This window comes from Methylobacterium sp. NEAU K (genome assembly GCF_030700285.1).
In the GTDB taxonomy this organism is placed as follows: domain Bacteria; phylum Pseudomonadota; class Alphaproteobacteria; order Rhizobiales; family Beijerinckiaceae; genus Methylobacterium.
The window spans coordinates 11,675-25,111 of sequence record NZ_JAUYZJ010000004.1; the positions used below are offsets into that span (position 1 = coordinate 11,675).

Genomic DNA, 13,437 nt, shown 5'->3' on the forward strand with positions numbered 1-13,437 from the left:
TGCCTGTCCGGCGCTCCGCCCTACACGAGTCCCCGCGAGCCCTCCAGCGTCGGCGACCTCGCTGGTCGGCCTGTTCCGGATCCGAAAGGGCCGGGTACCTCGTCACGGAGCGTGCGTTCCAGTACACCGCCCGCGACGGCGCGCCGCCCGACGAGCGCGCCCAGGAGCGAGTGCGTGCCAAGCGCGGGACGGACATGAGGCCGACGGAGACCTTCATCGACCTGATCCGGACGGTCAATCGCGACAACGCCTCGGATGCGGTCGGACGGCTTCGCGCCCTGATCGCGGCCGAGGATCGCGCCGGCGCCGGGAGCGCCGCAATGCGGCGGCAGCTGGAGGCGCTCGCATTCCGCCTTGAAGGCGATGACCAACTTGGCCCGGCCGCCGACACCTACGATCTGATCGGCTCGTTCGTCACGGGCGGTCGTGAGCGCTGGACGAGCGCCGCCGCCGCCGCGCGCTTGCGCGACCTCTGCGGGCGCGGCCGCTTCGACGAGGCCAGCGCCTATGTCGCCCGCCTTCGCGCCGATGGCGACGCCCCCGCGCTGATCCGCGCCGGTGTCGCCACCTTGCTGCGGATCGGATGGGCCTACGAGTGCCGAAACGAGCCTGAGGCCTGCCTCCAAAGCTATCGCCTAGCCTATGAGCTGAATGGCGGCGACGACGGCGTGACGACGGAGGACGGCGACCGGCTCAGCACCAAGGTCAAGAACCTGCGCCGCCTGAGGCTCGACGCCTTGCTGGAGGGCGGACGCTTCGATCAGGCGATCGCCCTTCATGCGGGGACGCGCCACGTCACCGGTTCCGGCCCCCTGGCCGGCTACGACATGGTGTCCGTGAAAACTCTCGCGGAGGCCGGCGGCGCCCGGTACACCGAAGTGCAGCCCGCGCGCCGCATCGCGGCACCCGAACTGCGCTTCTGGGAGCCGCCCCCCGCCCTCCGCTCCGAGGCGGGCGGGCTCGACATGCCGGCCCAGTATCTCGCCTTCCTCGACCGCTGTCGCGCGTTTCCGCGCAGCAACGTCGTCATCGCCGGCGACAAGCTCGTCTACGATCTCGCCGCGCATCCGCGCCGCCCGGACATCCTGCTGCAGGACGGACTCAATCCGGATCAGATCATGACGGCCGCCTTCGGCGCGACGCGCGCCCTCGTGGAGGTGCCCGAAGATATGCACGCGGTGGAAGCCGGGCTGATGATGTTCGGCCTGCAGAGCCGGAACTACGGGCACTGGTTCTGCGAGTTCGTGCCGCGGATGCTCTGCTACAACGACCCGCGCTGCCCGGACGGCATCCCGCTCTGCATCGACGACCACATACCCGCCTCGCACGAGGAGATCCTGCGCCTGCTCGATACGCGCGACCGGCCGGTGATCAAGCTGCCGCCCAAACCGGTCGAGTTCGGGCTCCTCGGCGTGGCGCCGGTTCCAGCCTTCTTCCCCTTCGACATGAAGCCCGGCCGCCCGTTCTACGACACCGTCTGGCCGGCCGATATCTTCGCGGCGGTCCGCCAACAGATCCTCGATCGCGCCCGCGAGCGCGGCATCCTCTCGGGCCGGACCGACCGGCGCCTGTTCATCTCGCGCGAGGCCTTCACCCAGCGCGCCCTCGTGAACGAGGCGGAGATCGCCGAGCGGCTGGGTCCCTTGGGCTTCGAGGTGATCTATCCCGAGACGATGTCGTTCCTCGAACAGGTCGAGGCGTTCCACTCGGCTGCCCTGGTGGTCGGCTCATCGAGCTCGGCCCTGAGCAACGCCCTGTTCTGCAGGCCCAGGTGCCGGATCCTCGGCCTGATCCACGAGGAACTGTCCTTCAACTTCCGGGGCTATACGAGCTTCATCGAGGCTGGGGGTGCGCAGATCCTGTTCCTGCGCGGTCGCACCCTCCCGCGCCCCGGGGTGCATGCCTTCCACGTGAGCTACACGGTCGATCCAAGGAAGGTCGTGGCGGCCGTGGCAGCCCTCGAGGACGAAGTCGCCACCGGGGTACCGGCCGGGTTCCCGGTGGCGGAAGCCGTCGACCGGCCGATCCGGGTGCGGGATCACGGCGCGACCCGGCCTCAGGACACCTCCGAGGCCGCTGAGCCTGCGCGCGTCGACCCCGACCGGCTCGCGCGCGTCCGGACGCTCGCGGCCGGCCCGCATGCGGGCGCGGACGCTGGTCTGTGCGCCATGGAGGCGGTGGCCTACCTCGCCGGCGAACCCCATACGGATCGGCCCGCCTGCGCGTCCCCGAGCCTCGCCGCCTTCCTCCGCACCTGGAGCGACGGCCTGCCGCAGGACGTGCGCGACACCCTGATCCTCCCGCTCGTCCCGCGCTGCGTCGGGACGCGCGGCTCGGAGGCGCTGGAGCGCCGGCGGGTTGGCATGGTCGCCGATTGGCTCGTCCGTACCCACGTGCCGGCGTGGTTCCGCCTGGCCAAGCTGAACGTCGAGGGGGATGAACTCGCCGACTTGCCGGAGCTCGAGGATATCGCCGACCTCGCTTCCCTGTGCGATCACCTGAGGCGCGCGCGGAAGCGTGCCGCGGTGGCGAACCTCACCCTGCGGCAGACCGGTTCCGCGGTCCGAGCCGCGGCCTGGGACGCGGCCCAGCGGGCCGCCTGGATCACCGTCCAAGACGCGCTGGACGCCGAGGGGCCGCCGGTCCTCGCCGCCGGCTGGGACGCCGCCTATGCGGCCGCCTACGCGACGGCCCGCGCCTGTGGCAAGGCCCCCCTCGAGCCGACGCGGCAGGCGCTTCAGCGATCCGCCCTGACTCTGGTCGAGCGCATGATCGAGACCCGCGAGCCGGGTTCGACCGCTCCGGACCGGCTGCCGGAGGACGCCGCGCCGGTCCGCGCACCGGTCCAGGACGGCGCCGAACTCTGCCCATGAGCGAGGGTCCGCAGAGCCCGCAGACGGTCGATCCCGCCGGATCCGGCCAGCCCGCGCCGTCCCTTGCGGGAACTCGCTGCCTCGTGCTGGGCGGCGGCGGCTTCCTCGGGCTGAACCTGTGCAACCGGCTCGCGCGCGCGGGCGCCGAGGTCACCTGTTTCAGCCGCAGCCATCCGCAGCTCGACGTGCTCGACCGGCGTGTCGCTCGGTTGACCGGCCAGTTCGCCGACCGTCTCGCCATCGCCAACGCGGTCGAGCGTCAGGACGTCGTCTTCCACCTGATCGCCGGATCGATCCCGGAGAGCTCGAACCGGGACCCGTCCGCGGAACTCGCCGCCGCGCCGATCGCCACTCTGCACCTGCTCGACATCTGCCGCTCGGCCCGGATCAAGAAGGTCGTGTTCGCGTCCTCCGGCGGCGCGATCTACGGGATCCCGCGCGCCATCCCGATCCCCGAGCAGGCGCCGACCGACCCGATCTCGGCCTACGGCATCAGCAAGCTGATGATCGAGAAGTCATTGCATCTGTACCGGCATCTCCACGGGATCGATTACCAGATCCTCCGGATCGCCAATCCGTACGGCCGGTTTCAGCTCGGCACCAAGCATCAGGGCCTGATCGGGAGCTACATCCACCGGGTCCTGGCGGACCTGCCGCTTGAGGTCTGGGGGACCGGGGAGGTCGTGCGCGACTTCCTGCACGTCGACGATGTCAGCGACGCGTTCCTCGCCGCGGTGGCCTATGACGGGCCCCACAAGCTGATGAACGTCGGCAGCGGCATGGGCCTGAGCGTCAACCAGATCATCGCCGAACTGGAGGTGGCCTTCGGCCGCGAAAGCCTGCGCCGCGTGAACAAGCCGAGCCGCGCGGCCGACGTTCCGGCCAACGTGCTCGATACCGCGCTGGCCCGTGCCGAATTGGGATGGCAGCCGCGCGTGGCCCTGCGCGCGGGGCTCACCAGCACGATCGCCTGGATGCGGGCCCATTTGGCGCAGGCCCAGACGGCGGAAGCCCACGTGGGCGGCGTCGCTCCGCGTCCCACCCGAGACAGGTAAGTCCGTCGTGAACTCAGTCGCTCTGCTCACGATGGCGGGTGCCGCCCTGGGGTGGATCGTCCTGGCAGGAGGCGCCCTCCTCGCCGGGCGTATTCCGACCTTTGTGTTCCTCACGCTGACGGTGGTGGGGCTGTTCCTCTACGTGCCCTGGGTGCGGCTGCGGGCCAGCGGGCTCGACGGCTCCAGTCGTCCTGTGCGGTTCTGGACCAACTTCGCGATGCTCGCCGTCACGATAGCGGCGTTCGTCGCGTTCGGATGGATGGTGGCCCGCCGGACCGGCCTATTCTAGGCGCCCTGTGACTGCTGCAATCCTGTAAGCGGATCCCCGATGCCGGTGCGACCGCGGGAAAATCATGCCGGATCCGATGCCTGCGCCCGCGGCTCGGACCCGCGCGCGGCGGCGGCGTGCGCCGGGCATGTCTTTCGCGCGCCCTGTGTCCCACACCGCCCCTGAGCTGCCACGTTCGTAGTCGACAGGGCGGGTCTCCAATTCGCCAGGGAGACCGCATGTCTTTCCTACACGACCTACCGATTGCCGACCTCATCGCGCATTACGGCTACGTCGCGATCTTCCTGATCATCACCCTGGAAAGCGCCGGCCTGCCGCTGCCCGGTGAGACGGTCCTGTTGACCTCAGCGGCCTATGCCGGCAGCACCGGCAACATCAACATCGCCGTGGTGGTGGCGATCGCCGCGACCGCCGCCATCCTGGGCGACAACGCCGGCTACTGGGTCGGCCGCCGCTGGGGCTTGCCCCTGCTCCTGCGCAAGGGGCACCTGATCGGCCTGGATCACGGCCGGCTCAAGCTCGGCCAGTACCTGTTTCGCCGCCACGGCGGGAAGATCGTGTTCTTCGGCCGCTTCACCGCGATGCTGCGCGCCTACGCGGCGGTCCTAGCCGGCGTCAACAAGCTCGACGCGCGCCGCTTCATGCTCTTTAACGCCGTCGGCGGCATGGCCTGGGCCTCGATCATGGGCTTCGGCGCGTATCTCTGCGGACGCTCGATTGAGAACGTGATGGGGCCGGTCGGCCTCGGGTTGCTGGCCTTCGTCCTGTTCGGCGCCGTCGCCCTGTGGCTGTTCATGCGCCGCCACGAAGCGCGCCTGATGGTCGATGCCGAAGCCGCGATCCCGGGGCCGCTGGTCGAGGTTACGGCGGCTCGCCGCCCGGCCGCGGGGTAGGCACGGCCGCCCCACTATGCGAGAAGCCACGCCGCGCGATGGCTCGGCGGAACTTGAGCGCACCGACCCGGACGGTCGCACGCCCCGCCTGAGCCGAACCGGCGCGGGCGCGCGTCGCGCGACGACGGCTCTGCCCGGGCGCGCCGAGAGGGGCGGACCACGGCATGCATCCGGATCTGGCTGGTTTGTTCGACGCGGGCTACGTCGCCCGGCGCTACGGCGGTTCGCACGGTATCGGCTCGGTAGACGCCTACGCGGCTGAAGGCTGGCTCTCCGACCTCGACCCGAATGCCCTGTTCGACGCCGACTATTACCGGGCGCAAGTCGACCGGGCGCACGGCGCACAGGCGGCCCCGTTCGGGCGCAGCCCGGCCGAGCATTACGTCCTCCACGGCGCCGCGTCCGGCCTCGATCCCGCGCCGCTGTTCAGCACCCGCACCTACCTGACGCTCTACCCCGATATCGCCGAGGCCGGGGTCAATCCCCTCGGCCACTACCTCAATTACGGTGCCGCGGAGGGGCGGCTGCCCAACCTCCTCGAGGGGCGCGCGCTCGCCGAGGCCGCCGCCGCGGCGCTGGCACGCGATCCGGGAAATCCCTACGCGCGGGTCCAGGCGTCGGCGGAGCGGCTGCATGCCAACGCGGCCGACGAGGCCCTCGCAATCCTGGACGGTGGTCCGGTCGCCGGGCTCCAGGCCCTGCTCGTGCGCGTCGGGGCGCTGCTCGCCTCGGGGCGACGCGACGCGGCGATCGAGGCGGCCCACGCCGCCGCGCAACAGGAGGGGGAAGGCCTGATCGCCCGGTGCGGTCTGGCCGCCTATCAGGCTGAGACGCTGGGCCGGCTGGGGACCGCCGCCGCGGCCTACGAGGTCGCCCTGGCGGTCGGGTGCGAGGATCCGGCTTTGTTCCGCTTCCGCCTGGCGGTGATATTCCGGATGTGGGGCCGGCTCGCGGAGTCCGAGGAGCAGGCGCGTCTCGCCCTCGAACTCGGCGATACCAGCCCGCACACCCGGGCCCTGCACAGCTTGCTCGAGCGTGACCGGACGCAGGCCGAGCGGCTCTACGCAGAGAGCCGCGCTGTGGCGGACTTCGCGCCTGAGGCTTGGCTGGCCGCCAACCAGGCTTGGGCCGTCTATCCGCAGGTCACCGGTCCGGCCCGCCCGGCCGTGGTCCGGGGCAGGGGGACCGGGCTGCTGCTGCTCGATTCGAGCTTTCCGTCCCGGTTCTCGGCGTTCCGCTACGGCGAGCTGCTCACCTACCTGTCCGCGATTCCCGACAGCCGGGCCGCCTCGTCGCTGCGCGACATCGACCGCTACCGGCCGGACCGGACATTCCTCGACGAGCTGCGCCAGTTCGAGGCGGAGCATCCGACCCTGGCGGGTCGGGTGCGCGCCCTGAACACGGGTCACGACCTCAGCGCGAAGGTCCTACACACGACCTTCCTGCACGGCGCGGCCGTCCTGCTGGCCTCGAACCCAGATCTGCGCGCCGAGCGGTTCGTCTTCACCCTCTATCCGGGGGGCGGTTTCGCGCCGAACGATCCGGTGTCGGACGCCAAGCTCAGGCGCGTGCTCGGCGATCGCCGCTTCGCCAAGGTGCTCACGACCCACACCCTGCAATATCGCTACCTGCTCGATCGCGGCTGGTGCGATCCGGACCAGATCGCCTTCATCTTCGGTGCCGTCTCGCCCGATTGCTGGGACGTCGCGGGCAGCGCCCGCTGTTCGCGCGTCGGGCGCGCGATCCACGACACGATCCGGATCTGCTTCGTCGCCCAGCGCTACACGGAGCGCGGTGTCGAGAAAGGCTGCGACGTGTTCACCGAACTCGTCCGCCGCTACGCCGACGACCCGCGCTTCGAGTGGCACTATGTCGGCGACTGGACGCCGGAGCTGCTCGGGCTCACGCAGGTCGAGCGGGTGCGCTTCCACGGCGTGCAGCCGGCCTCGTTCTTCCCGGACTTCTACCCCGGCATGGACATCGTCATCTCACCGAACCTGTCCCAGATGGAGAGCGAGGGCGGCCGCGGATCGTTCGACGGGTTCCCCACCACCTCCTGCGTCGAGGCCGGCCTGCGCGGCGTGGCGATGTTCCTCTCCGACTCGCTTGAGCTCAACCGCCGGCTCGACGGGACCCCCGCCCTCGTGCCCGGCGAGGAATTCGAGCTGATCACCCGCGACGTCGACGGGATCGCCGCCAAGATCGCGTTCTACGCAGCTGACCGCGAGGCGCTGCGACGGCTCAGCGAGCGCGGCCGGCTCGCGATCCTGCGGGAATACAGCTTCGAGCGGCAGATGCGGCCGCGCCTCGCCCTGCTTCGGGCGCAGCTCGATGCCGCGTGATGGCGCGTCGCGGCGTGCGAATGGTCGCTGAAAAGGTCATGGATCCAAAAGGTCTTCGACCTTTTGCGGATCCAGCGCGGAGCCCTGCCCTAGGGCAGAGCCCCATGAGTCCCGGGGCTTTGCCCCACACCCCATCGAAGGGCTGCGAGCCCTTCGGAAACCCGCTATCGCCCGGGCACCGATGAAGAACGCGGTCATGCGGTTCGTATCCAGGTCCGCGCCCGCCCGATTCCGGCGGCGCGCAGTTCGGCCGCCTGCCGGGCGGCGGATCTCCGTCGTGATCCCGTCCTACAACCATGCGCCCTACATCGCGCAGGCGATCCGCTCGGTGCTGGAGCAGGACCGCGCCGTCGACGAATTGATCATCGTCGACGATTGCTCGACCGACACATCGCGGGCCGTCATCGGCCGGACCGTCGACGGGTATACCGGGCCGGTCCGGATCCGGTGCGAGATGCTCGACCGCAATGGCGGCGCCCATGCGGCGATCGCGCTCGGCCTGTCCCGGGCGAGCGGCGACGTGCTCAGCATCCTGAACTCGGACGATGCCTACGCGTCCGATCGGTTCCGGGTCATCCGCGATGCGCTGCCCCATACGGGCGATTTCATCGCCTTCACGGGGGTCGATTTCCTCGACGACACCGGCGCCCGGCTCGGCGAGGACGATCCGGTTCGCGCGTGGTACCGGGACGTGCTGGCCCAGGCGAGCGCCTGCCCGACGGTGGGCTTCGCGCTGCTTCGGCACAACATCGCGGTCACCAGCGGCAACCTGGTCTTCTCGCGCGGGCTCTACGAGACGGTCGGGCCGTTCGCGGCCTACCGCATGTGCCACGACTGGGACTTCCTCATCCGCTGCATGGTCCATGTCGAGCCGGTCTTCGTCCCGACGGCGCATCTCCACTACCGGACCCATCCGACCAACACCCTCAAGTCGACCGGCAACCTGATGCACGGCGAGGGATCGGCGGCCCTGAAGACCTACCTCACGCTGATCGCCCGGGGAGCGACCGCCAACAAGCTGGCGCCGACGCCGGAGAACTGGCCGGTCTATTTCCGGTTCTTCACCGAGACCTACGCCCCCTGGTTCACCGGCCAGCCTATCGAGACGGTCGCCCGGCAACTCTTCCCCGACCCCGAGACGCCGCCATCCTGGCTGTCGGCGCCCAAGGATTCGGCGGAAGCGGGCGGCTACCTCACGCAGGCCTCCGGGACGCAGGACGCACTGGCATTGCGCCGGGTGGTGGCGAGGCTGATGCCGCGCTGAGCGTGGGCCGGAGAGCCCAGGGTTGACCGGTCCCGGACCCGATCGTATCACCCCGCCTCACTCGGCGGGCGGTACGATCGCGCCTTATATCTGGCCGATCCCGCCGCATGATCCCGCGCAAGCATCGCAGGACGTCGTGACTGAGACGGAGCCGACCTTGAGCGAGGACGTGGACGCGCTGCGGGCCGAGCTCGCCGAGACGCAGGCGAGGCTCAAGGAAGCACAGGGCGAACTGGCCAGGCTGGTGCGTCTGGCGGAAGCCGATCTCCAGCGCCGGCGGCCCGGCGAGCAGTCGAGCGTCGTCGCCTCCTCGGTGCGCCGGCCCGCCGCCAAGGAGGTCGCGGCCCGGATCGCCAAGCTCGTGCATCTCTACCGGGAGGCGGCTGCGGCAAGCCCCGACCGGGCGCCCGTCATCGCCGAACAGACCATGCTCGACTGGCTGGAGACCTCCGGGCTGTTCGATCGTCAATTCTACCTGGCGTGCAACGACGACGTCGCGAATGCCGGCGCCGACCCGACGCGGCACTATTACAACCACGGCTCCGAGGAAGGACGCCTTCCCGGCACCCTCTGAGGGGCTGGTCGAAGGAAGCGGTCCACTGACGCGCGTTCGAGGAATCTGATCGATGCAGGACGGTGCAGGAGACGCCGCGCCGGGTGCGAACACGGCCATGCCCGCCCTGGAGCCGTGGCAGGACGATTTCTCGACGATCTATCGCAGCGGCCTCTTCGACCACATCTGGTACGCGACGCGCTACCCCGATGTCGGCCTGACCGACCTGTCGCCGCTCGAGCATTACGTGAAGTACGGCGCCCGGCTCGGCCGCCGCCCTCGGGCCGACTTCGCCGCCGAGCCGGACGAGAGCTTCGACGGCACCTTCGTCAATCCGTTCGCGGCCTGGATCCGGGCGCGGGCCGACGCCGAACCGGCGCCCGCGTGGGACCGGCCGGTCGTCTCGGTCCTGTGCATCACGTACAACCAAGCCAAATTCATCCGCGAGACCCTCGACAGCATCCTCGGTCAGCTGACGGATTTCCCCTTCGAGCTCCTGGTCGGTGACGACCGGTCGAGCGACGGCACCGCGGAGATCATCGCCGAGTACGCCGCGCGCCATCCCAACCTCGTGGCGGTCCTGCGCACCGAGAATCTGGGGCCGAACAAGAATTTCGCCGACCTCACGGCGCGTTGCCGCGGCGAGTTCGTGGCGATCTGCGAGGGCGACGATTACTGGACCGATCCGAGCAAGCTCCAGCGCCAAGTCGACTTCCTGCGGGGGCACCCGGAATTCACCCTCTGCTTCCACCCGGTGCGCGTGCTCTACGAGGACATGCCCGGCGTCGAGGAGATCTATCCGAAGCATGCGAGCGCGCAGCCGTCGCTGTCCGACCTCGTCGCCCACAACTTCATCCAGACCAACAGCGTGCTCTACCGCTGGCGCTACCACGGCGAAGAGGCGTTCCGGCTCGACGAGGGCATCGCCCCGGGGGACTGGTATGTCCACCTGATGCACGCGGAGGTCGGGCGCATCGGCTTCCTGCCCCAGGTGATGGCCGTCTACCGCAAGCACGCGGCTGGGATGTGGGCGACCTACGCCACCGAACTCGCCCGGCACAAGAAGCTCGGCAATTCCGAGATCGCGTTCTTCCGCCAGCTGCGCGGCCATTTCGGCGGTCGCTACGCGGCGGGCTACGAAGCCTCGCAGAAGGCGATCTTCCGGCGCCTCGCCGAGGCCTATCTCGACGAGGAGGACGTTCCGAGCCTCGGCGCCCTGATCGACGCCAATCCCGACATCGCCCGGGCGGCCCTGCGCGACATGGGCCTCGACGCGCCGGAGGCCCTCTCCGGCGATCCGGCGGCCCTGCGCGCCTGGCTCGATGAGCAGCTGACGGTCAGCGTCATCGTCACCGCCTACAACCACGCCGGCTATATCCGGCGCTGCCTCGACGCGGTGCTGGCGCAGCGCGGCCTGTTCCGGCTGCAGGTGGTGATCGGGGACGACAGGTCCACCGACGGGACGGCCGAGATCGTCGAATCCTACCGGGCGCGCGACCCGGAGCGGATCGTGGTGCGACCCCGGCCGCGCAACCTCGGCATGCTGCGCAACATGCAGGATTGCATCGCGGCCTGCACCGGCCGCTACATCGCCTTCTGCGAGGCGGATGATTACTGGCTGTCCGACCGCAAGATCGCGATGCAGATGCGCATGCTGCGCAACGACCGCGCGCTCGACATGTGCTTCAACTGGGTCCTGCTCCACTACCCGGCGACGGGCTCCTACGTGCCACACGACGAGCAGGGCCGCTATCCCACCGGCACGATCAGCTTCCCGGTGCTCGCCAACGCGCCGCTGACCGCCAACTTCTCCTGCTGCTTCTACCGCGCCGAGGCCCTGCGCCGGGTACCGGAGGCGTATTACGAGAACGAAGCGGCGGCCGACTGGCTGATGAACCTCTACATCGCCGACAAGGGCCGCATCGCGTTCCTGCGCGAGTTGCTGTCGGTCTATACCATCCAGGCCAAGGGCCAGTGGTCGGGCCTGCCCGAGGACATCAAGAACGCCCGGGTCGCCCAGTACCAGAAGCAGTTCGCGGCGATCTTCGGGGAAGGGCGCGGGTTCGAGAAATACGAGGTCGGCTGCACGGTCGCCGAACTCGACGGGGAGCTGCCGGATTCCTTTGCCCGGGCGAATCTCGAAGCGCCCCAGGATCGGGTCTGGGCCGAGATCCAGGACGGGCAGGTGGTGCTCGCCGGCTGGGTCGTCTCGGCGAGCCGCGCCAGGGCGACGCTCGTCGCCGAGGTCGACGGCGAGGTCCAGCGGATCCCCGTGGACGTCCACCGGCCCGACGTCATCGCGGCGGTGCTCGGCGACATGCCGACCACCATGGAGGAGGCAAGGTGCGGCTTCCGCTTCACCCTCCCCTACGCGCTCCATCTCGAAGTGCTGCTCTCGATCGAGGTCGAGCACGCGGTCGTGCCCTGGCTTTCGATCATCTTCACCCACCGGGTGAAGCGGTCCGCCGAGCCGCGCTGAGGCGGCGTCAGCGCCGTCCGCGGCGGCCGAGGAGGCGCCATGCGCGCCCGAGCGGTGTGCGGGCCCGGGCGCGGTCCAGGGCCTTGCGCACTTCAGCCGCCAGCCGCGCCGCCACGATCTCGCGGGCGGCATCATCGTAGTGGACGATGTCGTAGTAGGTCCCCTCCTCCCGATCACGAAAAATCCCGCTGAGATCCAGCGCCGTGAACGTGCTCCGGTAGGGCCGCCGCTCTGCGAGCTGCGCCGTGAAGGACTCCAGCTTGCCGTACTGGCGGTCGAGATAGGCCAGGAACGCCCCCGAGGCGACGTTACGCTCGGCTTCGGTGAGGTGGCGCTTGCGCAGCACCGTCGGCTGCAGGACGCTCACGATCGGCACGGCGTGGTCGTGGGACAGCTTCGTCAGCCGGTGCGCGGCGCGCTGGTAGTGGTGGACGACCGCGTCCTCCCAGCCGGGCGTCTGCCAGCCCACCTCCGCGCGCAGCCGCTTCAGCTCGTCGTAGATCAGCGTGACCAGCGCCTCGTAGGACAGGCCGTCCTCACGCGCCCGGGGATCGTGCGTGTCGAAGAAGTGGTCGTAGAGTCGCTGTGAGATGAAGGCGTTGTACGGGTAGCCGGGCCGCGGGTCGTAGGTCCAGGGCTGGAACAGGTCGGTGCTGCCGCTGACCACGACGATCGCGTCGGGCGCGTATTCGACGAGCCGCGACCAGATCAGATGCGTCATCTGCGTGAGGCAGCTCGACATCACCCCGAAATTGTAGACTTTCGCGCTCGTGAGCCCGTCCGCCCGCAGGATCCGCTCGATGCGGCCCGGCAGGGTCTTGGCGATGTCGCCGCCGTCGATGGTGGTCGAGTCGCCGACGACCAGGATCCGGGTCTCGCCGGGGGGCTTGCGCTCGACGATCGGGGCGGCATTCAGGAAGCCGTGGGCGTCGAACGGGACGCCGTAATGGCTCGCGCCCGGCTTGCCGGCGAACTGGATGAACGGGCTTGGGAAGCGCGTGTTCGAATCGAGATAGCCGAAATGGTGCAGGAACTTGCGCCGCCGCGCGGCATCCTCGCTCTCCGGCGGTGCCCAGATCTGCTCGACGCCCGGGGCGGTCAGGGCCGCCATCATCGCATCCCGCAGCGCCGCGTAGCCGGCCGCGTTGAGCCGGACGCCGTCGTCGCTGTAGGCGGGCCGGAGCGCGCCCGTTCCGGTCGCCAGGACGGCGTCGTAGTCGATGAACGCTGCCCCATATTCCTGCACGTGATCGCGCAGCCAGGCATTCACTTGCCCGATGAGCGAAAGCGGCAGCGCCGCCGCGGCGGGTGCGGCCGGATCCACCGGCGGGATCGAGCCGACCCAGGTCCGCACGTAGAGGTCGCGGGCATCCCGCAGCATGGCTGTGATGTCGGTCACGATGCCGTCCAGTGACGGTGCTGGATCGCGGGTCAGGATGTCGTCGCGGCCGCCGATCAGGTGCAGACCCTTCGCGCCGTAGAGGGCGATATCGGAGCGAAGCCTCCGCGCCATGTCCCGGGTCGATTGCCCGGCGATCCCCCGCGCGACGGTCTGAGGCCCGGAGAAGAGAGGCGGTGTCTCGGCCGTCAGCTCCGCCGTCACCGAGTCGCCGAAGAACAGGATCGGCCCGAACGGAAACAGCGGTTTGTCGGACACCGGCGCGCTCATGCGATCCTGATCGCTCTGTC

9 protein-coding genes are annotated in these 13,437 nt (G+C 69.8%); 8 read left to right on the forward strand and 1 reads right to left on the reverse strand.

All coding sequences use genetic code 11. From position 1 onward, the window contains the following. Positions 1–194: 194 nt before the first annotated feature. The 8 genes from Q8W67_RS04465 (at position 195) to Q8W67_RS04500 (ending at position 11,748) form a co-directional block, all read left to right on the forward strand. Positions 195–2,873, forward strand: a complete 2,679-nt coding sequence (locus Q8W67_RS04465) for a DUF563 domain-containing protein (protein WP_305541327.1) — start codon at positions 195–197, stop codon at positions 2,871–2,873. Beyond that, complete coding sequence (locus Q8W67_RS04470) at positions 2,870–3,928, forward strand: NAD-dependent epimerase/dehydratase family protein (RefSeq protein ID WP_305541330.1); 1,059 nt, start codon at positions 2,870–2,872, stop codon at positions 3,926–3,928. Before Q8W67_RS04465 ends, Q8W67_RS04470 begins: the two co-directional genes overlap by 4 nt. A 7-nt stretch (positions 3,929–3,935) precedes the next feature. Next, entirely contained in the window at positions 3,936–4,217 is a 282-nt protein-coding gene (locus Q8W67_RS04475; RefSeq protein WP_305541333.1) for a hypothetical protein, read from the forward strand. Between the two features lie 218 nt (positions 4,218–4,435). After that, positions 4,436–5,110: a DedA family protein gene (locus Q8W67_RS04480; RefSeq protein ID WP_305541336.1), complete on the forward strand. Its 675-nt coding sequence runs from the start codon at positions 4,436–4,438 to the stop codon at positions 5,108–5,110. 164 nt (positions 5,111–5,274) lie between these two features. After that, positions 5,275–7,452 (forward strand): hypothetical protein, encoded by a 2,178-nt coding sequence (locus Q8W67_RS04485; RefSeq protein ID WP_305541339.1) that lies wholly within the window; start codon positions 5,275–5,277, stop codon positions 7,450–7,452. Between the two features lie 277 nt (positions 7,453–7,729). Beyond that, on the forward strand, positions 7,730–8,716 hold the full coding sequence (locus tag Q8W67_RS04490) for a glycosyltransferase (protein WP_305541342.1): 987 nt from the start codon (positions 7,730–7,732) through the stop codon (positions 8,714–8,716). 136 nt (positions 8,717–8,852) lie between these two features. Beyond that, the gene (locus Q8W67_RS04495) at positions 8,853–9,290 is read left to right on the forward strand and encodes a hypothetical protein (RefSeq protein ID WP_305541345.1); all 438 of its coding nucleotides are present in this window, start codon (positions 8,853–8,855) and stop codon (positions 9,288–9,290) included. A 52-nt stretch (positions 9,291–9,342) separates the two neighbouring features. Beyond that, complete coding sequence (locus tag Q8W67_RS04500; protein WP_305541347.1) at positions 9,343–11,748, forward strand: glycosyltransferase; 2,406 nt, start codon at positions 9,343–9,345, stop codon at positions 11,746–11,748. Between the two features lie 7 nt (positions 11,749–11,755). Here the strand turns inward: Q8W67_RS04500 and Q8W67_RS04505 are convergent, their stop codons facing one another. Beyond that, on the reverse strand, positions 11,756–13,417 hold the full coding sequence (locus Q8W67_RS04505) for a GDSL-type esterase/lipase family protein (RefSeq protein WP_305541350.1): 1,662 nt from the start codon (positions 13,415–13,417) through the stop codon (positions 11,756–11,758). Positions 13,418–13,437: the final 20 nt, after the last annotated feature.